Annotated in this window: 17 protein-coding genes and 1 pseudogene; 8 read left to right on the plus strand and 10 right to left on the minus strand. The window is 57.7% G+C overall.

Annotation, left to right across the window (positions count from 1 at the left end; translation table 11 throughout):
* Positions 1-254: 254 nt before the first annotated feature.
* Positions 255-1,082: a 5'-nucleotidase, lipoprotein e(P4) family gene (locus ACL2XM_RS14215; protein WP_413722365.1), complete on the plus strand. Its 828-nt coding sequence runs from the start codon at positions 255-257 to the stop codon at positions 1,080-1,082.
* 675 nt (positions 1,083-1,757) lie between these two features.
* On the opposite strand, the gene gsiD is transcribed toward ACL2XM_RS14215, so the two are convergent.
* The 5 genes from gsiD to ACL2XM_RS14240 are packed head-to-tail and all read right to left on the minus strand — an operon-like array spanning position 1,758 to position 8,075.
* Complete coding sequence (gene gsiD / locus ACL2XM_RS14220; RefSeq protein WP_413722364.1) at positions 1,758-2,663, minus strand: glutathione ABC transporter permease GsiD; 906 nt, start codon at positions 2,661-2,663, stop codon at positions 1,758-1,760.
* Between the two features lie 9 nt (positions 2,664-2,672).
* Entirely contained in the window at positions 2,673-3,593 is a 921-nt protein-coding gene (gene gsiC / locus ACL2XM_RS14225; RefSeq protein ID WP_413722363.1) for a glutathione ABC transporter permease GsiC, read from the minus strand.
* 9 nt (positions 3,594-3,602) lie between these two features.
* Positions 3,603-5,144 (minus strand): glutathione ABC transporter substrate-binding protein GsiB, encoded by a 1,542-nt coding sequence (gene gsiB, locus ACL2XM_RS14230; RefSeq protein WP_413727010.1) that lies wholly within the window; start codon positions 5,142-5,144, stop codon positions 3,603-3,605.
* A gap of 28 nt (positions 5,145-5,172) precedes the next feature.
* Entirely contained in the window at positions 5,173-7,110 is a 1,938-nt protein-coding gene (locus tag ACL2XM_RS14235) for a dipeptide ABC transporter ATP-binding protein (RefSeq protein WP_413731127.1), read from the minus strand.
* Between the two features lie 11 nt (positions 7,111-7,121).
* Positions 7,122-8,075: an isoaspartyl peptidase/L-asparaginase family protein gene (locus ACL2XM_RS14240; RefSeq protein ID WP_413731128.1), complete on the minus strand. Its 954-nt coding sequence runs from the start codon at positions 8,073-8,075 to the stop codon at positions 7,122-7,124.
* 366 nt (positions 8,076-8,441) lie between these two features.
* On the opposite strand from ACL2XM_RS14240, the gene moeA reads away from it, so the two are divergent.
* Positions 8,442-9,677 carry a molybdopterin molybdotransferase MoeA gene (moeA, locus tag ACL2XM_RS14245; protein WP_413731130.1) on the plus strand — a complete coding sequence of 412 codons (1,236 nt, stop codon included), beginning with the start codon at positions 8,442-8,444 and terminating at the stop codon, positions 9,675-9,677.
* Positions 9,678-9,686: 9 nt separating this feature from the next.
* Entirely contained in the window at positions 9,687-10,451 is a 765-nt protein-coding gene (gene moeB, locus ACL2XM_RS14250; RefSeq protein ID WP_413731131.1) for a molybdopterin-synthase adenylyltransferase MoeB, read from the plus strand.
* 123 nt (positions 10,452-10,574) lie between these two features.
* Here moeB and ACL2XM_RS14255 read toward each other — a convergent pair whose 3' ends face one another.
* Together ACL2XM_RS14255 and ompX are read right to left on the minus strand one after the other, a co-directional pair.
* On the minus strand, positions 10,575-12,170 hold the full coding sequence (locus ACL2XM_RS14255) for an ABC-F family ATPase (protein ID WP_413731133.1): 1,596 nt from the start codon (positions 12,168-12,170) through the stop codon (positions 10,575-10,577).
* 718 nt (positions 12,171-12,888) lie between these two features.
* Positions 12,889-13,407: an outer membrane protein OmpX gene (gene ompX, locus ACL2XM_RS14260; protein ID WP_410015956.1), complete on the minus strand. Its 519-nt coding sequence runs from the start codon at positions 13,405-13,407 to the stop codon at positions 12,889-12,891.
* 685 nt (positions 13,408-14,092) lie between these two features.
* Between ompX and dps the strand changes: the two genes are divergently transcribed.
* The 4 genes from dps (at position 14,093) to ACL2XM_RS14280 (ending at position 16,170) form a co-directional block, all read left to right on the plus strand.
* Positions 14,093-14,599 carry a DNA starvation/stationary phase protection protein Dps gene (gene dps, locus ACL2XM_RS14265; protein WP_410016595.1) on the plus strand — a complete coding sequence of 169 codons (507 nt, stop codon included), beginning with the start codon at positions 14,093-14,095 and terminating at the stop codon, positions 14,597-14,599.
* Between the two features lie 130 nt (positions 14,600-14,729).
* The gene (locus ACL2XM_RS14270; RefSeq protein WP_410015957.1) at positions 14,730-14,996 is read left to right on the plus strand and encodes a DksA/TraR family C4-type zinc finger protein; all 267 of its coding nucleotides are present in this window, start codon (positions 14,730-14,732) and stop codon (positions 14,994-14,996) included.
* Positions 14,997-15,155: 159 nt separating this feature from the next.
* Positions 15,156-15,797 carry a flavin reductase family protein gene (locus ACL2XM_RS14275; protein ID WP_410015958.1) on the plus strand — a complete coding sequence of 214 codons (642 nt, stop codon included), beginning with the start codon at positions 15,156-15,158 and terminating at the stop codon, positions 15,795-15,797.
* Between the two features lie 151 nt (positions 15,798-15,948).
* Positions 15,949-16,170 (plus strand): hypothetical protein, encoded by a 222-nt coding sequence (locus tag ACL2XM_RS14280; RefSeq protein ID WP_410015959.1) that lies wholly within the window; start codon positions 15,949-15,951, stop codon positions 16,168-16,170.
* 21 nt (positions 16,171-16,191) lie between these two features.
* On the opposite strand, the gene ACL2XM_RS14285 is transcribed toward ACL2XM_RS14280, so the two are convergent.
* Together ACL2XM_RS14285 and ybiB are read right to left on the minus strand one after the other, a co-directional pair.
* The gene (locus ACL2XM_RS14285; protein WP_413731135.1) at positions 16,192-18,045 is read right to left on the minus strand and encodes a M3 family metallopeptidase; all 1,854 of its coding nucleotides are present in this window, start codon (positions 18,043-18,045) and stop codon (positions 16,192-16,194) included.
* Between the two features lie 85 nt (positions 18,046-18,130).
* Positions 18,131-19,111, minus strand: coding sequence for a DNA-binding protein YbiB (gene ybiB / locus ACL2XM_RS14290; RefSeq protein WP_413731137.1), 981 nt, complete (start codon positions 19,109-19,111; stop codon positions 18,131-18,133).
* A gap of 852 nt (positions 19,112-19,963) precedes the next feature.
* Here ybiB and ACL2XM_RS14295 point away from each other — a divergent pair.
* A complete protein-coding gene (locus tag ACL2XM_RS14295) occupies positions 19,964-20,401 on the plus strand; it encodes a hypothetical protein (protein ID WP_413723589.1) in 438 nt (145 codons plus the stop codon).
* 77 nt (positions 20,402-20,478) lie between these two features.
* On the opposite strand, the pseudogene dinG reads toward ACL2XM_RS14295, so the two are convergent.
* Positions 20,479-22,575 (minus strand): annotated as a pseudogene (dinG, locus tag ACL2XM_RS14300) (ATP-dependent DNA helicase DinG); the annotation flags it as partial.
* Between the last annotated feature and the right edge of the window lie 202 nt (positions 22,576-22,777).

Here is a 22,777-nt window from a genome sequence, read left to right on the forward strand (position 1 = left end):
CGTAGAAATGACCCGCCGGTTGCGCGATAAATCACCGCCGGATTTACACTTACTGACATTACCGTTATTCCCTCGCGTGGTTCTCGTGTCCAATCGCACGATGTTTTTAGTTTCATAATTAATAAAATGCATGTTATTAATTTATAAATAACTAAGTTATCTTGAAAATTGATACCCCCTGCCAGACAACACTGAAATTACCCGCTTCGATGGGTCGAGCTATAGACAGTTTCGGGATACGACAAGGAGAAACAATGCATACTGTAAAATGCGGGTTCGCCGCTTTGACCCTCAGCCTGCTGCTAAGCGGCTGCGCTCCTCATCAGCAAGCCGCCGCGCCTGAGACGGCACAGCAAAAGCTCACGGAACAAACGGTATTTGCCGTTAACTGGATGCAGCAATCGGGCGAAATCAGCGCCCTGTCCTACCAGGCTTTTAATACCGCCGAAACGGCATTTATCCAAGCCAAGGCCCGCCCCGGCCTGAAGAAGGCGGTGGTGGTGGATCTGGATGAAACCATGATCGATAACAGCGCCTATGCCGGCTGGCAGATCAAGCATCACCAGCCCTTTACCGACGCTACCTGGAGCAAATGGAACCAGGCGCGCGAGGCCAAGGCGCTGCCGGGCGCGGTGGCGTTCTCCCACTATGTGCTGGAGCACGGCGGTCGTATTTTTTATGTCTCCAACCGCGCGCAGGCTGACTACACCGCCACGGTGGATAATCTCAAGGCGTTGGGTTTTGCCGACGTCAGCCCGCAAACAGTATTGCTGAAACCTACCGGCGGCAGCTCCAATAAGGTTGAGCGCTTCGCGGCGGTGGAAAAACAGGGCTATGATATCGTGGTGTATGTCGGCGATAACCTGAATGATTTCAGCGGCGAGACCTATCATAAACTGAATACCCAACGGCGGGATTTTGTTAACCGTCACCAGGAGGAATTCGGGCGCAAATATATTGTGCTGCCCAATCCCAGCTATGGCGATTGGGAGGGGGGCATGGCGCAGGATTACTTTAAGGTGAATGATGAGGGCAAGGTGAAGATCAGGGAGGAGAGAATCGATGCCTGGGATGGGAAATAGGGAAGGATTGGCACTGCGGGTAATGGTCCGTGGCAGTTGCTTTTATCATTGACTGTCGCTTCTGCCAATGGCATTTATTTTTGGCACTGGCTCTTGCTATAGATAGTGCCATTTTCTATTGCCACCTGCTTTTGACCTTCACCTTCACTTTGATTTTTACTTTGATTTTGACTTGGTCGTTGATTTTGACGTTGACGTTGGACCGGCATCAAGCACGCTGACGGCACGGTTCACGACCGGACGAGCCGCAGGGATGCGGCGAGAGCTTAGGCCCGCGCCGGGAGCGCGTGCCGTGCGGGCCGCAGGGCGGGAGCCGGGACGGAAGGCACCGCGCAGCGGCGTGCGATCTGCCGGTAGCCCGGGGGTCGAGGGGGCCGGGGCTACTGCCGGCCCCTCGTCGCTTGCCCGCACGGGGCAACATAAAACACCGCCGCCCGCGGCAAGCGAAGTCCCCACCTCACCCGCAGACATCCCACTCCGGCAAGCGAAATCCCCGCCTCACCCGTTGACAACCACCCCACGCCGGCAAGCGAAGTCCCCACCTCACCCGCAGACATCCCACTCCGGGAAGCGAAATCGCTGCCTGACCCGCAAACATCCCAATTTGGTAAAATCAATCAATGCCTCCCCCACGCCCAAAAACGCAAGCACATTCCCTCAGGGGCACCCTTCTCCTTAATTCTTTAACTTCGGATCCAGCGCATCCCTCAACCCATCCCCCAGCAAATTAAACGCCAGCACCGTCAAAAAAATCGCCAGGCTCGGGAAAATGGCAATATGCGGCGCCGTCACCATATCCGCCCGCGCCTCATTTAGCATCGCCCCCCATTCAGGCATCGGCGGCTGCGCGCCCAGCCCCAGAAATGACAAACTGGCGGCGGTGATAATCGAGGTGCCGATACGCATGGTAAAATACACCACGATGGAAGACATCGTCCCCGGCAGAATATGGCGCAGCAGGATGGTGCGGTCCGACGCGCCGATACTGCGCGCCGATTCAATAAAGGTCTGGTGCTTGAGCACCAGCGTATTGCCGCGCACCAGCCTGGCAAACGCCGGAATGCTGAAAATCGCCACGGCGATAATCACATTCGCCATGCCGCTGCCCATAATCGCCACCACGGCGATAGCCAGCAAAATACCCGGAAAGGCAAACAGCACGTCGCAGATCCGCATAATCAGCCGGTCCCACCAGCCTTCATAAAACCCGGCCACCAGGCCCATCACCGTGCCGATGACCATGCCGAGCAAGACGGAAAAAAAGCCCGCCGCCAGCGAAATGCGCGTGCCCATCAGGATACGGCTGAAAATATCGCGCCCCAGGGAATCCACCCCCAGCCAGTGCATGGCCGACGGCCCTTCGTTAAGCCGGTCATAATCAAAAAAGTTTTCCGCGTCAAACGGCGCCAGCCAGGGCGCCAATAACGCGCTGATTATCAGCAGCAGCACAAATACCCCGGCCGCCAGCGCCAGCGGCTGCTGTTTAAAGCGCCGCCAGAACTCGCTCCACGGCGTGCGCACGCGATGAGGATTAAGCACCGGCATCGCCGCCAGGGCGGCGTTTCGTCGCCAGAATTTCATCGCCGGTCCTTACTGATACCGGATAGACGGATTGATTGCCGCATATAACATGTCCACCAGTAAATTAATAATGATAAATTCCAGCGAAAACAGCAGTACCTCGGCCTGTATCACCGGATAATCGCGCATCTCCACCGAATCCACCAGCAAACGTCCCAGTCCCGGCCAGTTAAATACCGCCTCCACCACGATCGAACCGCCCAGCAGAAAACCAAACTGCAGGCCCATCATGGTCACCACCGGAATCATAGCGTTGCGCAGGCCATGTTTTACCACCACCCAGAATTCGCCCACGCCCTTGGCCCGGGCGGTGCGCATATAGTCTTCCTGCATCACCTCGACAAAAGAGGCGCGGGTAAAACGCGCCATGATGGATGCCACCGCCGCGCCGAGAGTAATGGCGGGCAGGATATAATGCCGCGGCGTGTCCGCGCCCACGGTGGGCAGCCAGCCCAGACCGACGGAAAATACCTGCATCAGCAGCATGCCCAGCGCAAAGGCGGGAAAAGAAATCCCCGAGACCGCAAGCGTCATGCCGATGCGGTCCGGCCAGCGGTTACGCCATACCGCCGAAACGATGCCCAGCGCCATGCCCAGAATCACCGCCCACGCCATACTGGCGACGGTCAGCCAGAATGTGGGCATAAACCGCGAGCTTATCTCGGCGCTGACCGGCCGTTTCGACACCAGCGAGGTGCCGAAATTGCCACGCACGGCATTGGAGATAAAATGGACAAACTGCTCCGGCAAGGGCCGGTCCAGCCCCAAATCCTGGCGCACCAGCGCCACCACCGAGGCATCGGCGTTCGGCCCCGCCGCCAGCCTGGCCGGATCGCCCGGCAGCAGGTGGACAAACAGGAACACCAGCACCGCGACGATCAGCAGGGTCGGGATCAGCCCCAATAAGCGCTTAATAAAATAATTCAGCATTCTGCCGGGTTATTTCATATCAGCGTGGGTGAAATCAAATGAACTGTCCGGCATGACATAAAAACCGGTCAGATTCTTGCTGCGCGCGTACAGCATTTTTTCCGTCAGCAGGAATACCCAGGGTGCGTCAGCCCAGATTTTATCCTGCGCGTCTTTATACAACCGGGTTTTCTCGGCGCGGTCGGTGGTTTTCAGCGCCTCGGTCAAATCTTTATCCACCTGCGGATTACTGTAAAAGGCGGTATTGAAGATGGCAGGCGGCGCGGAGGTGCTGGCGAACAGCGGCGTCAGGGCCCAGTCGGCCTCGCCGGTGGACGCGGACCAGCCGGTATAGAACATGCGCACGCCGGTTTCGTTCACCCCTTTGGCCTCGACCTGGGCCGCGCGCTGGCCGGCATCCATGGCGGTAACGGTGGTTTTAATCCCCACCTGGGCCAGCTGTTGCTGGGTAAACTGCAGCGCCTTCTGGAAGGTGCTGGTATTGTGCGATGACCATAGGGTGGTGGTGAACCCGTCCGGATAACCGGCTTCCTTCAGCAGTTCGCGCGCCTTGGCCGGATCGTAGGGCCAGGGTTTGTATTTAACCGCATAATCAATGCCTGCGGGCAGCGGCCCCTCGGCGGGCACGGCATAACCGGCATAGGCGACTTTGATCAGCGCGTCTTTATTAATGGCGTAGTTCACGGCTTGGCGCACCCTGACGTCGTCAAACGGCTTTTGCGTTACATTCAGGCTGATATAGCGCTGCAGGATGGAGGGCGCCGACACCACATCCAGCTTCGTGCTTTTTGCCAGTAAGGCCGCCTGTTCGTAAGGGACCGGGAAGGCAAAATTGGCTTCGCCGGTTTGCAGCATCGCCGCGCGGGTATTGTTGTCCACCACCGGTCGCCAGGTGATGCTGTCGAGCTTGGCGGCGTCTTTTTGCCAGTAGCCGTCAAAACGCTTCACTTTGACAAAATCGGTCTGGTTCCACACCTCAAATTCGTATGGGCCGGTGCCCACCGGATGAAAGCCGATTTCCTTGCCGTATTTTTGCAGCGCCGCGGGGGAAATCATCGCCGCCGCCGGATGGGACAAATTATTGATAAACGGCGAGAACGGCGTTTTCAGCGTGATTTTTACCGTTAACGGGTCGACCACCTCGGTCTTGTCGATCATTTTGAACAGATTGTAGCGCTTGAGATGGTTGTCCGGATTGCTGGCGCGATCCAGGTTCACCTTGACCGCTTCGGCATTAAAATCAGTGCCGTCCTGGAACTTCACGCCTTTATGCAGCTTGATGGTATAGGTGAGGCCGTCGGCGCTGGCCTGATAACTTTCCGCCAATACGTTAACCTGCTTCATATCCTTATCGAAGCCAAACAGCCCCTGGTAGAACGACTTGGCCACCGCCTGCGACAGGGTATCATTGGCGTCATACGGGTCCAGGCTGGTAAAGTTGGAACCCACCGCGATCACCGCGTCCTTGGCCGCCCAGGCCGGTACCGATACCCACGCGCCCATCACCGCCGAGGCGATAAGCATATTACGCTTAACCGTGTTTTTTATCATAAGGTTGCACTCTCCAAGAATATCCCTGTCAGTAGGCGCCGCCGATCGGATGACGGGCCACATAGTGCCCCTCCCCGACCTTAACCAACGGCGCAACGATTGGTTCATCTCCCAGCGCCCTGACGGGGCTGGGAATCTCATCTACCAGTAAAGCATGTTCCGGCCGGCGGCGCGTGGGATCGGGAACAGGCACCGCCGACATTAATTTGCGGGTATAAGGATGCTGCGGGTTGGCAAAAACCTGGCGACGGGGTCCGATCTCGACGATTTGCCCCAGATACATGACCGCCACCCGATGGCTGACCCGCTCCACCACGGCCATATCGTGGGAGATAAACAAAAAGGCAATGCCGAATTCACGTTGCAAATCGAGCATCAGGTTAATGATCTGCGCCTGTATCGAGACATCCAGCGCCGAGACCGATTCATCGGCCACCACCACCTTAGGATTAAGCGCCAGCGCCCTGGCGATACAGATACGCTGGCGCTGGCCGCCGGAAAACTCGTGGGGATAACGCTGGGCGTGTTCGGGCAGCAGCCCTACCCGCGTCAGTAACGTTTCCACCCGCCGTTGCGCTTCCTGGCCCTGCGCTACACCGTGCACCAGCAGCGGTTCCATAATCGAATAACCGACGGTGAGCCTAGGATCGAGCGAGGCGTACGGATCCTGGAAAATAAACTGGATATCGCGGCGCAGATGCTGCAATTCATGTCCCGTGAGCGCGGTAATCGACCGGCCGTTGAAAATAATATCGCCGCTCTGGCTCTCCACCAGGCGCAGCAGCGAGCGGCCTGTCGTGGATTTTCCGCAGCCGGATTCGCCCACCAGCGCCAGGGTTTCGCCGGGATACAGGGAGAAACTGACTTTTTCCACCGCGTGCACCCGGCGCCGGACACGGTTGAAAATACCGCCGCGGATATCAAAACCGGTGACCAAATCCTTGACCTGCAAAATCGGCGCGGCGCTCGGCGGCACGGTATCTTGCCCCCTGGCCGCGCTTAGCGCGGGAGAATCAGGCGCCCTGGCCGCGGCCTCGATATCCGCAGGCGCGGCGTCCTGTGGGTTGAGCAGCGGAAATTTCGCCGGGAAATCGCTGTCGGCCATCGAACCCAGCTTCGGCACCGCCGCCAGCAAAGCCTGGGTATAGCGGTGACGGGGGTGGGCAAATAGCGTGTCGACCGGGGCCGACTCCACATCATTGCCCTGATACATCACCAGCACCCGGTCGGCCATTTCGGCCACCACGCCCATATCATGGGTGATAAACATCACCCCCATTTGCATTTCACGCTGCAGGGTGCGGATCAACTGCAGGATTTGCGCCTGGATAGTCACATCCAGGGCGGTGGTGGGCTCATCGGCAATCAGCAGCGCCGGCTTGCACGACAGCGCCATGGCAATCATCACCCGCTGGCGCATGCCGCCGGAGAGTTGATGGGGATAGCGATCGAGCATGCTTGCGGCGTTGGGAATGCGCACCAAATCCAGCATGTGCAGCGCCTCCTGCCGGGCGCTGCGATGGTCTTTGCCCTGATGCAGGCGGATGGATTCGGCTATCTGCTCGCCCACCGGAAACACCGGATTCAGCGACGTCATCGGCTCCTGGAAAATCATCGCCATATCGGCGCCGCGCAGGCCCCGCAACGTGGATTGGCCGGCCCGGGCCAGATCAAGCACCTCGCCGCCACGGCGACGAAACAGCATGACGCCGCTGTCCACCCGGCCGCCGCCCAGCTCCACCAGCCGCATAATCGATAAGGCGGTGACCGACTTTCCGGAGCCGGACTCGCCGACAATCGCCAGGGTCTCGCCGCGGTTGATGGTAAATGAAATACGCCGCACTGCCTCGATGCGCTGGCCTTCATGGGAAAAATGCACGCTCAGGTCACGCACCGACAATACCTGTTCCTCCGGTAAACCGGGCGCTGCCGCCGGTGACGGATTCGGGTGGCGTCCTGTTGCCATAGGATCGGCCATCAGCGGTAGATGCCGATATCGGGCGTAGCGCCGACATAACCGACGCCGCGGTACATGCCTTCGCTATTGAATGGCAACGCCACGTTGCCCGCGGCATCCACCGCAATCAGCCCGCCGGAGCCGCCAAGGGCCAGAATCTTATCGAAAATCACCTGTCCGGCGGCCTCCTGGAGCGACAGTCCGCCGTACGCCATGCGCGCGCTCACGTCATAAGCGGCCACGCCGCGCATAAACACTTCACCGCTGCCGGTACAGGAGATGGCGGCGGTGGCGTTATCGGCATAGCATCCGGCGCCGATAATCGGCGAGTCCCCCACCCGGCCGGTCTGTTTGTTGGTCATGCCGCCGGTGGAGGTGGCCGCCGCCAGATGGCCGAGACTATCGCAGGCCACCGCGCCCACGGTGCCGAATTTTCGGTCCGGATCCAGGGGATCGCCGCCGGACGGGGCATCATGATCGAGAATGGCGCCGGCGTCATCGGCCAGGGCGCGCTGCAGTTGGGCGTAGCGTTCGGCGGTATAATAAAATGCCGGTTCCACCCGCTCCAGGCCGCGGGCAAACGCAAAGGCTTCCGCGCCATCGCCGGTAAACATCACATGCGCACTGTGCTCCATCACCGCGCGGGCGGCGAGGATGGGATTACGAATATGGGTCACGCCGCATACGGCGCCGGCGGCAAGCGTGTGGCCGTCCATAATGCTGGCATCGAGCTCATGACCGCCCTGGTGGGTAAACACCGCGCCCTTGCCGGCGTTGAACAAAGGGCACTCCTCAAGCAGGCGCACAGCCTCGGTCACCGCGTCGAGGGCGGCGCCGCCCGCCGCCAGGATAGCCTGTCCGCGCTCGACGATACCGGCCAGCGCCTGGCGATAGTGCTGTTCTTTCTCGGTGCTCATGGCCTGGCGCGCAATGGCGCCGGCGCCGCCATGGATAACTATGACTGCTTTGCTCATCAAATAACGTACCCTGCAATCGGTGGTCAAGGGACGGGGCGTCCGGCTGGCGAAGCAGCGAAGGCCCCGGACAATCTTTAGTTGTTAATTAAATAAATGTGACATAGAACTATTTAGTTATTATTTTTGACTATATTAACCCAGCCCGCCAGTGTAAAGCGGAAATGTCACTATTGACGGCATCAACAATAATGGCCTTTCGTTAGGTAAAATCGCCGCTTAAGCTTAGCTAAAAAGCGGCAAAGCCAATCCCTTGCGCATTTACTTCCCCGCCTTATTTTTTGGCATAGGTTTTCTGGCATAATAAGCCACGGCATACTTGCCCTTCCGGCCGCTGGATTAACGGCCGACGCTACAGGAGTTGATATGGCATCCTTGAATTCGTCCCTGCTTACGCTTGAACAGGCGCTGGAAAAAATGCTTTCCCGGGTCGGGCCGCTCGCCGGACGCGAAACGCTGGCGCTGACCGACGCCGCCGGGCGCATCACCGCCGCCGCGGTAATTTCCCCGGTAAACGTTCCCCCGTTTGATAATTCCGCCATGGACGGGTATGCGGTGCGCCTGGCCGATGTCGCCGCCGGCGCGCCGCTGCCGGTAGCCGGTAAAGCGTTTGCCGGCAAGCCCTTCGCGGCCGATTGGCCGCCGGGGAGCGTGGTGCGCATCATGACCGGCGCGCCCGTTCCCCCCGGGACGGAGGCGGTAATAATGCAAGAGCAGGCCGAATTATCCGGCGATGGGGTGTGTTTTACCGCCCCGGTAAAACCGGGACAGAATATTCGCCGTATCGGCGACGATATCCGCCTGGGTGACCAGGTCCTGTCCGCCGGTCGCGCATTGGGGGTGAGCGAGCTGCCGCTGCTGGCGTCGCTGGGCATAGCGGACATCAACGTGGTGCGACGGCCACGGGTGGCGCTGTTTTCCACTGGCGACGAATTACAGCCCATAGGGGCGCCCCTGGCCGCCGGGCAAATCCACGACACCAATAGGTTCGCCGTACGCCTGATGCTGCGCCAGCTGGGCTGCGAGGTTATCGATCTGGGCATTATCGCCGATGACGCCCAGGCCCTGCGCGACGCATTCCGCCAGGCGGACAGCCGGGCCGACCTGGTGATTACCAGCGGCGGCGTGTCGGTGGGTGAAGCGGACTATACCAAAACTATCCTTGAAGAACTGGGTGAAATCAGCTTCTGGAAACTGGCGATGAAACCCGGCAAACCCTTTGCCTTCGGCCGTCTGGAGCACGCCTGGTTCTGCGGCCTGCCGGGCAATCCGGTGTCGGCGGCGGTGACGTTTTACCAGTTGGTGCAGCCGCTGATAGCCAGGCTCGCCGGGCGGGCGCACTGGCGGTTACCCGCCCGGCTGCGCGCCAGAACGCTGACGCGGCTTAAAAAAACGCCCGGCCGGATGGATTTTCAGCGCGGCGTGTTCCATACCACGCCCCGCGGCGATATCGAGGTCGCCGGCACCGGCGCGCAGGGATCCCATGTTTTCAGCTCCTTCAGCGCCGCCAACTGTTTTATCGTGCTGCCGGCCGAGCAGGATGACGTGGCCGTGGGCGAATGGGTGGATATCGAACCCTTTAATCATCTGTTGTTATCATAGGGCCGGACCGTGGCGGACGAATTAACTCATGCGGAAATGCTGCGCTACAACCGGCAAATCATGCTGCGCGGCTTTGATTTTGACGGCCAGGAACGGCTGAAAAACGCGGGTGCGCTGGTGGTGGGCCTGGGCGGGCTGGGCTGCGCCGCGGCGCTGTATCTCACTGCCGCGGGCATAGGACGGCTCACCCTGCTGGATTTCGACATTGTGGCGCTGTCCAATCTGCAACGCCAGATACTGCACGACGATCGGCGCATCGGCATGGCTAAAGTCGATTCCGCCGCCCTTGCCCTGGCGTCGGTTAACCCCCATGTCACTATCGCCACGCGCAACGCCGCCCTGGACGACGAGTCGCTGACCGAGCTTATCGCGCAGCATGACGTCGTGGTGGATTGCACCGATAACGTAACGACGCGCGAGCAGCTCAACCGGCTGTGTTTTGCCCGCCAGACGCCGCTGGTGTCCGGTGCGGCGATCCGTATGGAGGGGCAAATCAGCGTCTTTACCTACCAGCCCGGCGAACCCTGCTATCGCTGCCTGAGCCGATTGTTCGGCGCAGGCAGCCTCACCTGCGCGGAATCCGGCGTGATGGCGCCGTTGGTGGGCATTATCGGCTCGTTGCAGGCCATGGAGACTATCAAGCTGCTGACAGGGTTCGGCAAGCCGCCGGCCGGCCGGCTGGTCATGTATGACGCCATGACGCTGCAGTTTCGGGAGATGGTGCTGCCGCGGGATCCGCATTGCGCCGTGTGTGGGACGGCGTCGCCCGGCTGAGAGGGAAATCGCGTTTGGCGCGGGCGGCGTTGCTCCGGCGAACACTGCGCGGCAATAGGAGAAATGGAACGGCCCCGCGCAACCAGGGCCGGCGCTTAAAACGGCGTTTAAACCGTCATCAGCTTAGTTTAAACCCTGGCTGCGCAGGTAATCTTCATAGTTACCGCTGAAATCTATCGCTTTTTCCGGCGTTAATTCCAAGATGCGCGTCGCCAGCGAACTGACGAATTCGCGGTCATGGGACACAAATATCAGCGTCCCCTGGTACAGTTCCAGCGCCGAGTTCAGCGACTCAATGGATTCCATATCCAAATGGTTGGTAGGTTCGTCCATCAGCAGGATATTGGGTTTTTCCATCATCAGCTTGCCGAACATCATGCGGCCCTTTTCGCCGCCGGATAAGACGCTGACCGGTTTATTGATATCGTCCTGGCTGAACAGCAACCGGCCAAGGATGCTGCGCACCGCCTGTTCGTCGTCGCTGGGCTGTTTCCATTGGCTCATCCAGTCAAACACGTTAATGTTTTCGGTGAATTCGCTGGAATGATCCTGGGCATAATAACCGATGCTGACGTTCTCGGACCACTTGATGGTGCCGCTCACCGGCGGCAGCTCGCCCACCAGGCTTTTCAGCAGGGTGGTTTTACCGATGCCGTTGGGACCGAGCACCGCCATCTTTTCGCCCACCTCCAGCATCAGGTTTATTTTACTGAACAGAGGCGGCTGGCCGTCATAACCCTGGGTCAGCTGCTGTACTTCCAGGGCGTTGCGGAACAATTTTTTATCCTGCTCGAAGCGGATAAATGGATTCTGGCGACTGGACACCTTCACCTCGTCCAGCTTGATTTTTTCAATCTGGCGGGCGCGGGAGGTTGCCTGGCGTGATTTGGACGCATTGGCGCTAAAGCGGCTGACAAAGGACTGCAATTCGGCAATCTGCGCCTTTTTCTTGGCATTGCCGGACATCAGCTGTTCGCGCGCCTGGGTGGACGCGGTCATATAATCGTCGTAATTGCCGGGATAGATGCGCAGTTCACCGTAATCCAAATCCGCCATATGGGTACAGACCATATTCAGGAAGTGCCGGTCATGGGAAATAATGACCATGGTGCTGTTGCGCTCGTTCAATACCTGCTCCAGCCAGCGGATGGTATTGATATCCAGGTTATTGGTAGGTTCGTCAAGCAGCAGAATATCCGGATTGGCGAACAGCGCCTGCGCCAGCAGCACGCGCAGTTTCCAGCCAGGCGCCACTTCGCTCATCGGACCGTAATGCTGCTCAAGAGGAATGCCGACGCCCAACAGAAGCTCACCGGCGCGCGCCTCGGCGGTATAACCATCCATCTCGCCGTACAGGACTTCGAGATCGGCAACCCGATAGCCCTGCTGCTCGCTCATCTCGGCCATGGCGTAGATGGCGTCGCGCTCTTCTTTCACCGCCCAGAGCTCGGCATGGCCCATGATGACGGTATCAAGCACGGTATACTGTTCAAAGGCAAACTGATCCTGGCGCAGCTTGCCCAGGCGTTCATTCGGGTCAAGGCTGACATGGCCGCCGCTGGGCACCAGGTCGTCCCCCAGGATTTTCATCAGGGTGGATTTACCGCAGCCGTTGGCGCCAATCAGGCCGTAGCGATTGCCGCCGCCAAATTTAACGGAAATATTTTCGAATAGCGGTTTGCTACCGAATTGCATGGTGATGTTGTTACAGATTAGCAAAAGGAGGTACTCTTCATTAAAAACGTGACATTGACCACATTATGCCACACTCCGCTGTAAAATTGCTCTCTCTGTGTGCACCTATGGCCATAAGCATTAAAATTGGCGTGCCCGGCGCGGCCCCGAGCCGGGTTAGCGCTCCGCGGCCCGCGTTCGCGGCCGGCAAAACGGCCCCTGATGGCCGCCACTTACGCGCCTCTTTCGGCCCGCTAACCAATATAAGGCATTATTATTTGATTTAATATTTTGTCATATTAACATCATCAATAAATATCAGGGTTGTCATATCATAAGGGTATACCTTATTTACCCGCCGAGCAGGATAAATACAGTGTCATTTCGCCAGCATCCCGCCAGGGCGACCGCTAATAATGCATAACCGATAAATAAGGGCGTCCCGTCAGGCAGGATAAAAGAGAGACACTATAGCGGTGTGGCATGCCATAGCCCATTATTCCCGGCTCACCATTGCCCTTCTTTAAAATACTGCTCTGGCGGCAGGAAGAATATAAAAACGCAGCTGCTCGATAAACAGCATGCGCGCCCTGATACGGGCCGGAGGGTGGATGGGCGATACGGGACAAGTGTCGCCGTCCAAGCAGGGAGGGCGCGGCCGGGATAAAAAAAAAAGCATGGCTGAAATGCTCAGCCATGCTTATCATGTCCACACCGGGGTCGTTAACCGGAAAACCGGCGCCGCCCGATCGCAGAAGGGAAATTAGAAGCGGTAACCAACGCCTGCGATCCAGGTGCCAACGTCTACGCTGCGGATGCGGCTTTGTTCGTAGGAAACGTCAAACGCGACATTTTCCATCGGGTTGAACTGCAAGCCTGCGCCGTATGCTACGCCAACGTCGCTGGTGCGGTGTGAATCGCGGCCGTCTTGCGCGTTGTCGGTAAATTGGCCCACGCCCATGCCGACTACGCCGTATACGCTGGCCCAATCGTTAATGCGGTAAGCCGGACCGGCGGTGATGCCGTAGTAAGTGCCTTTTTCGTAGGTGCCTTGTTCAGCCTGGTTCTTTTCCAGGTAGGTGAAGGAGCTGATCATGCTCCAAGGCGCGCTATCATCCATTTCATAACGGTACTTCAGGTTAAAACCCGATGCCTTGTTGATGACGCCCTGCATATCACCTTGGGCATAACCCGCGGAAACGGTGCTTTCGCCCGCAGTCGCCGAACCCGCCGCTACTGCCAATACACAAGCTAACGCTGAAAGACATGCAATTTTGTTCATAACCACCTCAAATGTGAATTTACGTCCTAACCATGAAAATATAACAAAAAGTAGCACGAAACTCTGCTTAATAAATGTTGTCCAAGTAAACGTATCGTGTAACATAAGTTTTCAAAGCTTTCTATCCCATTCATTTTACTTATGTTTTGTGCTATATGTCACAAATCAGACTTTACGTATCCTTACAACATATCCAGATTAATCCGAACTGAATGACTAAAAAATAGACCACTATCGTGCAATGCGCGTGATTTTTTTTCACAACTCATGTCGCCGCCCTCATATTTTCTGCTCATAAAAACCGCCACTACTATTTAATTATGTTATTACGGCATTTTGGAACACAAAATGCATCTCCTTTCACAGCCGTTCTGCCTGATTTTCAGCGCCTGTTTCTGCGGCACGCTGTGCTGAACCAGAGACTTTTTGCTATAATAATTATTAGAGGCATTATTTTAAATGAAAACCATTTGTATTACCGGCCCGAAACAACAAAACGCCGTTGTGATGCCGGGAGTACTCTCATGGTTGATGTCTTTTATCCTGCTAAGCTGTTTAATGCGTTCAGCGGTGGCGACACTGAGAGGTATCGGCGATATGAGTGATAGGATGCAGGATTGCGAAACGCTGTTATACTTTATGCCTGAACGAAATTAATAATGATCAATTAAGAGGATGATTAATGATGAGTACCGCTAAACTGGTTAAAACGAAATCTTCCGAACTTATTTATACGCGTAACGATCTGGAAGAGTCGGTCAAGGTCTCCAGTATCGCGCTGTTAAACCGTCTGGTGATCGAGTATGTCGACCTGGCGCTGATCACCAAGCAAGCCCATTGGAACATGCGCGGCGCGAATTTTATCGCGGTACACGAAATGCTTGATGGTTTCCGTACCGTTATCCAGGATCATCAGGACACCATCGCCGAACGCGTGGTCCAGCTAGGCGGCGTCGCCTTGGGTACCGTACAGGTCACCAATGACAAGACCCCGCTGACCAGCTATCCGACCAATATCCACAGCGTTCAGGATCATCTGAAAGCGCTGGCGGATCGTTATGGCGTGGTGGCGAACGACACCCGCAAGGCGATTTCCGAAGCAGAAGACGACGAAGATACGGCTGATATCTTGACCGCCGCTTCGCGCGATCTGGATAAATTCTTGTGGTTTATCGAGTCTAATATCGAATAATACCTTGCTTCGCCGGTGGGTGCGATGCACTAGCGCCGGCTAATCAGTTGAATGCAGCAAAAGCCGGCAGCGTAATGACCTTGCCGGCTTTTTTGACTTTTCACACCGGCTTAACGGGAGGAGCGATCCCATGGCAAGCGGCTGGGCGCCGGAAGGCGCGGTACAAGATCAAATCGATTCCACCATCAACGACGCGGTGCAGCGGGCGCGCAGCGCTTTGCTGCAAGGAGAAAGCGCCCATCATTGCCAGGAGTGCGGCGAACCTATTCCGCAGGCGCGGCGCGCGGCGTTGCCCGGTGTGCAGCTGTGCGTGCATTGCCAGTCCGAACAAGATAAAAAACAGCTGGCCCACAGTGGCTATAACCGCCGGGGAAGTAAAGACAGCCAGTTGCGCTGAGCGCTCCCTGAGTACACTATTATTGCCACCTCGCCACGTCGGGGATTGCCGCCCTTTCCCACGCGATCCCACGTGTTAACCACGGTGCGAAGCCCGCTACCGGCGGCACAGAAGCCGATGCCCGTCGCCGGCGTAAATGTCCATAGTGTTGGAGAAACCATGAGTTCATCTTCCCGTTATTATTATGAACCGCGTCACGGGCACGGCCTGCCGCACGATCCGTTTAACGCTATTATCGGTCCGCGGCCTATCGGCTGGATTGCCTCGGTCGATAAGCAAGGGCAGCGCAACCTGGCGCCGTATAGTTTTTTCAACGGTTTTAACTACCATCCGCCGATCATCGGATTTTGCAGCGTCGGCTGGAAGGACAGCGTGGCCAATATCACCGCCACCGGGGAGTTTGTCTGGAATTTGGCGACCCGCGAACTGGCCGATGCGATGAATAACAGCTCCGCCTCGCTGCCAGCAGGACAGGACGAATTCAGCTTTGCCGGCCTGACGCCCATCAAGGGAACGCGGGTGGCCGCGCACCGGGTCGCCGAAAGCCCGGTCAATTTTGAGTGCCAGTTAACCCAATGCATCCAGTTGCAGGACGCCCAGGGCGGATTAATCGAAAGCTGGCTGATATTGGGTGAAGTCGTAGCGGTACATATTGATAAAAAGCTGTTTAATGAGCAGGGCGTATACCAAACCGCCGCCGCGCATCCCATACTGCGCGCCGGAGGGCCGAGCGCGTATTACGGCATTTCGGACGAGCAGCGCTTTGATAAAGTGCGTCCGGACGATCGCCCCGCGCGTTAACCCCAGGGCGGCGGCCGCTTTGTCCGTCAAGACACGCCGGTCACTGTCCATCAAATTTACTGATGCAATTTATCAATAATCACGGCTGTAAAATCCATGTAACAAGCGTATCATAAGCATCCGATATGATATTATTTACAGCGTGATTATTATGAAACGTACAATCCTTGCCAGTCTGCTTGTGATGCTCAGCGCTGCGGCTTACGCCCTGCCCGCCTATCGGCTGCCGGATATGCCGCGCAACCCGCGCGCGGACAGCGCCTGCATCAATAAAACCACCGCCAGTACCGCCGGCAATTGCCCGCGCCAGGTTTTTTCCCCGGAAAAAAACCAGGCTATCGAAGGCTACAGCCCGGTTTATCATAAAAACTGATCGCAGCGGCTTACCCGCGGATCAATACGCCTGACGAATCGCCGCGGCAAACTCCCGGCACATCTGCTCATCGCCCTGCGCGTTGGATGCCAGCACCCGCTCGCCGTCGATAACGGTGATGACGGCGTCCAGGGCAAAATCGGCGGCCTGCTGCGGCCGCGCCATCCCGCGCGCGATGGTCTCCTGCGCCTGACGCCAAGCCTGATCCACCGTCTGGTTGCAGGCCGCCGCCAAATACAGCGGATTAAATCCCTCCCCGGTCAGGCTCCTGAGCGTATCGTCATGGGCGACGCTATTGCCCGGATGCCAGTAATGGGCGGCAAGATCGGGCCCGATGGCCGGGTTATCGGTGAGATACCCGTCGCGCTTAAGGAAAAACTGCCGGGTTTGCTCCACGGCCATCAGCGCCAGCAGATAGCCCTGATAAGAACAGGCGGACTCTTGCGATAACAGATGCGGAATCGCCATCGTCGGCCGCGGGCTGCCGTCAATCCCCAGGATGCGTTGTTCTGTTTCCCGCGCCAGCCGCGTAATGGCGTCGGGCGTCAGCTGGTCATCGTCCCATTGATACAGCGCCCATTCAAAATAAGGCACCAGCAGGATATGGCGCTCGTTAAAGGCGCGCATAGGCTGGCGCGCGGCGATGGCGGCCTGGATCAGCGCGTCCGGCGGCGGCTCGCCGTTGCCGTTAAGGGCATAGCGTTTCAGCCAGTCGGCGTCGTCCAGCAGGCTGTCGCAAAACATGGACTGCGTTTCAGCGTAGGCCATAGAGGTGGGCGGAAACTCCTGGGAAAAACACGGGGCGTTCTGGCGGATATTGGCAAAATGCGCCGCGTGCCCGCCCTCGTGAAACAGCGTATTGATACCGCTGATGCCGCTGCCGATCTGGTCCGGTTTGGCCAGGCTGGTAAAATTGATGCGCGCCGGGACCCACTCGCCCTGGCGCCGGAACGGCGGCACGGGGGCATGCATAAAACCGTTTTCGTACTTATCCTTGCGCACCAGCAGATCGAGCTGCAACCGCGCGCCGTTAAAGCCGATATGCAGCCGTTTAAAGCTGTCCACCCAGCGGCCCAGGGACTCGGCAAACGGCAGGTAGGGATCCAGCTGGCGGGTCACGTCGCCGGCGGTGCGGTAGCGGATATTCCAGGGTTGCAGCGCGTTCTCGCCTTTTACCGCCGCCAATTGCCGCAGGCTGCGTAAATTACCCTCCCGCGTCTCCCGTTCAAACCGATCCAGAATGGCGAACAGCTGTTCCGGCGTCATCCGCTCGGTTTTATTGACCTTATAGTCAAAGTAATTGCGATAGCCCATCTGGCGGGCAAAGCGGTTACGCAGGCGCACCAGCGCCGGAAAACCGTTATGCAACAGCCATTGCTCCAGCTCGCGCAGCGCCTGCTGCGAGCTCTGGCGCGCTGATTCATCGGCGTTATTGGCCTGATTGGTCATCAGTTCGCCCAACGAGGCCGCCACCCGTTCGCCCTTATCGTTGATATGGGTCAGCGCCAGGGTTTTGCGCCGGGCGTAGAGGTCGTTTTCCGCGGCGATAAGGTCATCCATCAGGGTCTGCGCCCGGGCATCCTCAATCACGTTGCAGTCAAAAAAACGCAACCAGCCGCGCAGTCCGTGCAGGGTGTCGTCACGTTCCCGGCCTGGCGGCAGCTGTTCCAGCGCGGCGATATGACGGCGAATTTCCGCCGGGCGCGCCGGCGCCGCGATAAACCGCTTATACGCTTGTTCCGCCGCGGCGAAACGATCCGCGACGTCCTCGCCGCCGATGGCCATATAATGCTGCCAGAAAAGGTCTTCCTTGGTCTGATGAACCGCCAGGTAATCGCGGTTCAGCGCGTTAAAATACGCTACTGCCTGTTGCATAACATCTCCTGATAACAGGTATTGCTTCATTTCTCAGTCAGGGCAAAAGGCGCTTGCCCATGCCGCTCTGGTTCAGGGTACGCCGTCAGTCGTGGGGTATCGCGCGATCGACAGTCGCCAGCGCCTGGTCAAGCTCGGGAGCTTGCCCGGTGGCAAGCAATATGGCGGCCAACTGCAGCCGGATAGCCTCCGGCAAGGCGAATTCGCCCCGCAGGCAGGCTTCGGTCCAGCGCGCGGTGGTCAGCGCGTCGCGCGCGCGCGGCAGATTTTCCAGCGGCGGCAGCGGATGGGCCAGCGGGTCCAGTATGACCTGCTGCCGCCCTTGGTGCAGGGCATAGATTTTCGCCAGACGCTGCGGATTGGCGTAGGTTTCGCCCTCGGTGCCGTTCATCAGCAGGGCGCTGCTGTTGATGGCGTTGAAAAAGGCGGCGATACGGGTGATATATTCCGGATGCGATACGCTGCACAGGCGCCAGTGCAGATGATGATGGAACGGCGTCGCCAGTTTGGCCAGCGTATGGGCGCTGTTGCGTACCCCCATGCGCCAGCGCAGCGTTAACTGGGCGTCCAGCGCCGGGCACAGATGGCCCACCGGGATAAATACCGGCGCACGCGCCATGACCAGCGCGCTTTGCGCCGCCAGGGAGTTATCGTGCCAGGCTACGCCCAGGGCGCGGAAAATTTCCGCGCTGGTCACCCGGCCCGGATCGTCGGTAACGCCGTGCACCACGACCGGAAAGCCGAGGCGCGCGAGCGCCATGGCCAGCAATGGCGTCAGGTTGGCCTGTTTGCGCGCGCCGTTATAGCTGGGAATAACCACCGGCGGCGGCATATCCGCCGGCGCCTGCAGCGCCATCACCCGCTCCTGCATCGCCTCATAAAAGCCCAGCATCTCTTCTTCGGCCTCGCCTTTGATACGAAAGGCAATTAATAGCCCGCCGAGCTCCAGCTCCGGCACCTCTCCGGCCAGGATGGCGCGATAAAGTGCAACAGCGGTGGATCTCTCCAGATCGCGGGCATGATTTTTTCCCCGTCCGACTTCTTTTATGACTTTGCTATAATCCATAACCGACCGTTTCCAATACGCATGTAAAGTTCAACCTCTGCCATCCGCCGCGATCACGCGGATGTCTCAATCCACAATACCTTTCATTAACGCGCTAATAAAGTGCTTCAACTTATTCCTAGCAAATACAGCGCCGGGATAGGGATAACCGGGTTCAGCGTCGCCGCGACCATGCCGCGCATAACCTGTCCTATGTCCGGTCTGGGCCCGTCGCTCGCGCGGCACGCCTTGCCGCTAAAAATTTAATATTCTTTACTGAAGTTTAATTAAAAAGGCCAAAATGGCTCTCTTTTATAACCGGACTTGTAGATAACGCTCAATGGGTAGTAAAAACATCGAATGCAACATTGATGCGTGATATAAAAAAAATGACTTTTTTTACCTTTCTATTTTGTAATTTATTATCAGGAAAACATTATGCATATAACGGGTATGAATTCCTCCTTCTTTACGAAAATCACATCATGGAGTGAGGGCCAGGTTACACTCAGGACCCATGTATTAACGTCCGTGATCAAAAAACTGGTTAATATCAGGAGCTATTCGGCAAGGGCTGCAGCTAAATCCAGCATGGATAGCGAGGAAAGCTATAATGCGCTAGCGGAAGACGACGATAGCGTAGCCGCGTCAGAGTCAAGGAACGGCGGCGGTTCCTCGCCAGGTCGAGGGGTTAAATCTTTTATACCGGCCTTCGTCGGTTGTAACAGTAAACGTTATGATCTTAGCGCCGCGCAAAAAAACAGGGACGCCGCTTACGACCAGCTTCAGTTGAAAAGGCATCTGCCGCTGGAATTATTACACGACCGACCGGTCGATCGCGAAACCTTTATTAGCCAAACCGCGGAAGGCATAGTGAAAGAAATGAAATCCGGTTTATTGAAAGAACAAAAAGATAAACTAGAATGGAAATCAAATGAATTTGCACTTTATCTTCCGGCGCAGATAAATAAAACCATCGATCAGGTCATGGACGCCCGGCTTAAGGAAAATAAGCCGTTGAATCTTACCCCGACGTTTAACCGGGATATTATCCAGCAGGCCATGACCAAAACGGGAATTTGGCGCCAATATGCCCATATCACCCGCATTGAGAACGGCTCCGCAACGTCCACCGTCGCGGTGGTAAGGCTGTATATGAATAACCATCAGATGGATTGCCCTGACCTTATTCGCCCTGTTGCCGACCGGGTGTACGAAAGGCTGTTTAACTGTCCGGGGCTGGTGGCGCGGGTTACCCTGGCCGCGGAACATGCCATAGCGCAAAAGCTGGACAATGAAAGCCGTGCCTGAACAGGCGGCTCATCCAGTCGCCCGCCGGTTTCTCAGCCCTTGGCCGTGACAGTCCCGGGCTTGGCATCGGCCGGCATCGGCATCGGCGGCTGCTCGATGGGAAAGACCGGCAGCGCCGCCAGCAGCCGCGCGCCGTAGGATTTGGTGATAAGACGCCGGTCATAGATAACGATTTCACCGGTGCATTCATGGCTGCGGATAAGCCTCCCCACCTGCTGGATAAGGTTAAACGAGGCGCTGGGCAGGCTTTGCACCTCGAACGGATGCCGTTTCTGGGTTTTCAGCCACTCCCCTTCGGTCAGGATCACAGGGCTGTCGATGGGCGGGAAGGCGATTTTGTGGATATGCACCTGGGTCAGCAGTTCGCCCTTCAGGTCGAGCCCCTCGGCAAAGGACTGCAGGCCAAGCAGTACGCTGGTCTTGCCCTGATCCACGCGCCGGCGGTGTTCTTCAATTAAGCGATAGCGCGGCTGGTCGCCCTGTACCAGCAGTTGCAGCCGCAGATCGACGACATGGGTCAGGAAAAGCTGCATCGCGCGATGGCTGGCAAACAGGACCAGCATGCCGCGATGCGCGCCGGCGGCAAGCTCAGCGCGGAAAAAGGCCGCCATTTCGGCCAGATGTTCGCCCTCCCGCGCCATCACCGGTTCGTTGTGCATCTGCGGGATCACCAGTTTGCCCTGATGGCGATGATCAAACGGCGACCCGAGGGTAACAAAACGATCCCCCGCCCGTTCCTGCAACCCCGAAAGCTCCTGCAGCCGGGCAAAACTATTAAGCGATCGCAGGGTGGCGGAGGTCACCACCGCATGGGGTATCTTCGACCAGAGCAGCTTTTCCAGCTGATCGCTGACGCGGATGCCGACGCAGTGCAGGAAGATATGCGCGCCTCCATCGGACATTTCACGGGTCAGCCATTTGGAGATCGGCGCATTGGATGCCTTATCCTGCGCCGCCAGCTTCCATAACCTGCTGGCCGATTCCCAATAACCCAGGGTGCGGCTGGTATGAAGCAGCGCCTGGTGCAGGCGCACAATATCCTGCTTGCCCGTTTTCTCGCTCAAATCATTCAGCAGGAACTCGGTCAGCATGCGCAGCGCGTCGGTAAGCTTGAACAGCCGCGCGGCCAGCTCGCTCATGGCGATGGGCAGTTGCCCCATGGCAAAACGAAACTCCCCCGCCACGCTGTCCCTGGGCAGCACGGAGACCGCCTGCCGTTCGAACAGCGCCACCAGTTCCTGGATTTCAGCGCAGTGGTTCTTCAGGCGTTCACCGCCGCTGAGCAGGGGCGGCTTGGCCGGCTTGAACTGCGCCAGGGTCTGTTCGGTCTGGCGCATAAACAGCTCCAGCTGATGGGCGATAAATCCGGCGGTGATTTCGCCGCTCATTTCCAGCGCGTCCCGCGCCACGTCGGGCAAATGATGCCCCTCGTCGAGCACCAGCAGCATATGCTTGGGATTGGGCAGTACCGATTCGCTGTCGAGCGCCGCCATCACCAGCGCATGGTTGGCCACCACGACATCGGCGCTTTCAATTTCCTTGCGGGCAATAAAAAACGGACAGTCGCGGAAATAATGGCAATTACGTCCGAGACAGTTCGCTTTATCGGTACTGAGTTTACCCCACAGCCCGTCGCTCACCGATTTGGGATAATGATCGCGCAGGCCGTCCCAGGCGAAGCGGGCCAAGTCCTGCTGCATTTTGCCGCATAACGTGCGCTCTTTACCGTCGGCGGGGACCAGGCCGTCATCGAGAAACAGCTTCAGGTCGCCCTGGAATACGTTGTCCGCCGCCATGGCCGCCAGGTTGCGCGGACAGACATAGCGCCTGCGGCCGAAGGCGGCGGTAAATTTCAAATCCGGGATCAGCTTTTTCAAAAGCGGCAGGTCTTTACTGAAAATCTGGTCCTGCAGCGCCACGTTGGCGGTGCTGACCACCAGGGGCTTATCCTCGGCGCGGCTGATGGCGATGCCGGGGATGAGATAAGACAGCGTTTTCCCCACGCCGGTGGGCGCCTCAATCACTAAATGGCGTTCGATATCCCCGGACAGCGCTTTCGCCACTTCGGCAATCATCTGGCGCTGCGGCGTGCGGGATATAAAATCCGGGATATGTTTTTGCAGCGCTTTATACCAATCATGGATTTGCGCTTTGGTAGCGACGGACAGCGGCATGAGCCTTTATCTTCTCAATACGGGATGGGGTTATTGTCCCACAGACCGGCTCCGGCGTCAGCCTTATGCTGTATATATCTGCAGTTATCCACCGATATTGGAACCTGGATCCAGCCCAGACGGCCAGGGGCCGCGGGCGGGTTGAGGCGCATAAGCCACGCCTGGGGTGTAACCTGCGCCGCCCTATCGCGCTTGTATCGCT

The sequence above is a fragment of the Sodalis sp. RH20 genome (assembly GCF_047324205.1).
Lineage (GTDB): Bacteria > Pseudomonadota > Gammaproteobacteria > Enterobacterales > Enterobacteriaceae > Acerihabitans.

What these genes read in the sequence shown, in the direction of transcription:
- ybiB (WP_413731137.1), bottom strand. Translation starts at nt 19,111, where the DNA reads ATGGATTATAGCAAAGTCATAAAAGAAGTCGGACGGGGAAAAAATCAT.
- ACL2XM_RS14285 (WP_413731135.1), bottom strand. Translation starts at nt 18,045, where the DNA reads ATGCAACAGGCAGTAGCGTATTTTAACGCGCTGAACCGCGATTACCTG.
- ACL2XM_RS14270 (WP_410015957.1), top strand. Translation starts at nt 14,730, where the DNA reads ATGGCAAGCGGCTGGGCGCCGGAAGGCGCGGTACAAGATCAAATCGAT.
- ACL2XM_RS14280 (WP_410015959.1), top strand. Translation starts at nt 15,949, where the DNA reads ATGAAACGTACAATCCTTGCCAGTCTGCTTGTGATGCTCAGCGCTGCG.
- gsiC (WP_413722363.1), bottom strand. Translation starts at nt 3,593, where the DNA reads ATGCTGAATTATTTTATTAAGCGCTTATTGGGGCTGATCCCGACCCTG.
- moeA (WP_413731130.1), top strand. Translation starts at nt 8,442, where the DNA reads ATGGCATCCTTGAATTCGTCCCTGCTTACGCTTGAACAGGCGCTGGAA.
- ompX (WP_410015956.1), bottom strand. Translation starts at nt 13,407, where the DNA reads ATGAACAAAATTGCATGTCTTTCAGCGTTAGCTTGTGTATTGGCAGTA.
- dps (WP_410016595.1), top strand. Translation starts at nt 14,093, where the DNA reads ATGAGTACCGCTAAACTGGTTAAAACGAAATCTTCCGAACTTATTTAT.
- ACL2XM_RS14235 (WP_413731127.1), bottom strand. Translation starts at nt 7,110, where the DNA reads ATGGCAACAGGACGCCACCCGAATCCGTCACCGGCGGCAGCGCCCGGT.
- gsiB (WP_413727010.1), bottom strand. Translation starts at nt 5,144, where the DNA reads ATGATAAAAAACACGGTTAAGCGTAATATGCTTATCGCCTCGGCGGTG.
- ACL2XM_RS14240 (WP_413731128.1), bottom strand. Translation starts at nt 8,075, where the DNA reads ATGAGCAAAGCAGTCATAGTTATCCATGGCGGCGCCGGCGCCATTGCG.
- ACL2XM_RS14215 (WP_413722365.1), top strand. Translation starts at nt 255, where the DNA reads ATGCATACTGTAAAATGCGGGTTCGCCGCTTTGACCCTCAGCCTGCTG.
- ACL2XM_RS14275 (WP_410015958.1), top strand. Translation starts at nt 15,156, where the DNA reads ATGAGTTCATCTTCCCGTTATTATTATGAACCGCGTCACGGGCACGGC.
- gsiD (WP_413722364.1), bottom strand. Translation starts at nt 2,663, where the DNA reads ATGAAATTCTGGCGACGAAACGCCGCCCTGGCGGCGATGCCGGTGCTT.